The 1,080-nt window shown below is 47.1% G+C and carries 1 protein-coding gene; it reads right to left on the bottom strand.

The window, feature by feature from the left end; all coding sequences use genetic code 11:
* Window positions 1–132 precede the first annotated feature (132 nt).
* The gene (locus tag R8269_RS25920) at window positions 133–894 is read right to left on the bottom strand and encodes a TatD family hydrolase (protein ID WP_025523722.1); all 762 of its coding nucleotides are present in this window, start codon (window positions 892–894) and stop codon (window positions 133–135) included.
* Window positions 895–1,080 lie beyond the last annotated feature (186 nt).

The raw sequence follows: 1,080 nt of genomic DNA, 5'->3' as shown, positions 1-1,080 counted from the left end.
ACAAGTTAATAGTTATGTCTATCAACACTACAGTATTGCTGGTTGAGTCGTTTCAGGTTTGGCCTGTTCACCCAACCGTTTAGGCAATAAAAAGCGACCTAGTGTGGCCGCTTGTTGCGTTTGTTGTCTTGCTTAAATCTTAAATAAGTTTTTTGCATTTTCCGTGGTGATAGCATCTATGGTTGCGACTTCTTCGCCACGCAAGTCTGCCACTCGCTGCGCGACGAGCGATGTGTAAGCTGGCTCATTGCGTTTACCGCGATGCGGCACTGGCGCCAAATATGGGCAGTCTGTTTCTAAGATGACCCATTGCATGTCTAAGTGTGGAATGACTTGGTCCATGCCGCCATTTTTAAATGTCGATACACCGCCTAAACCAAGGTGGAAGCCCAACTCGTTAATTGCTCGTGCCTCTTCTAAGCTGCCACCAAAACAATGGAACACGCCACGCAGGCGACCGTCTTGCTCTTGACGAAGCAGAGTCAGCGTTTCTTCGATGGAATCACGGGTGTGGATCACCACAGGTAAATCCATCTCTTTTGCCCAATTGAGTTGGGTTACGAAAGCCATCTCTTGCTCTGCTCGGTAGGTTTTATCCCAATACAGGTCGATGCCGATTTCGCCCACGGCGATAAAGTTGTGTTTTTCGAACCAGCCTCGGATGATTTCTAGCGTTTGATCAACGTTGCTATCAACGTAACATGGGTGCAAACCCATCATTGAGTGGCACACTTCCGGATACGCTGCTTCGGTCTGCAACATCGGTTCAATCGAGTCCAGATCGATATTCGGCAGCAAAATCTTAGTGATGCCTTGAGTTAAGGCGCGCTCAACCACTTCATCGCGGTCGTTATCAAATTCGCTCGCGTATATGTGCGCGTGGGTATCGATCATGGTCTTTCTCTGTACTTTGTCCGTTTGGTACGAGAAGTATACTTGAGTGTGAGTGCTGGGTCATTTTCAGTTTTTTTCATCGCCTTTTTCCAGATTGTCACTCGCAAGGTGCATCAAGAGTGATATGATTTTGTTCACCAGATGATTTGATCATCATAACCGTCCAGACAAGGAGAAAATGGTGTC

This window comes from Vibrio sp. Vb0667 (assembly GCF_033391095.1).
The sequence above is the reverse complement of the archived record's forward strand: the minus strand, read 5'-3'. Positions and strand labels throughout refer to the sequence as shown.

Bases quoted from the DNA above. Each gene is read 5' to 3' on its own strand.
- R8269_RS25920 (WP_025523722.1), bottom strand. From the start codon at position 894: ATGATCGATACCCACGCGCACATATACGCGAGCGAATTTGATAACGAC.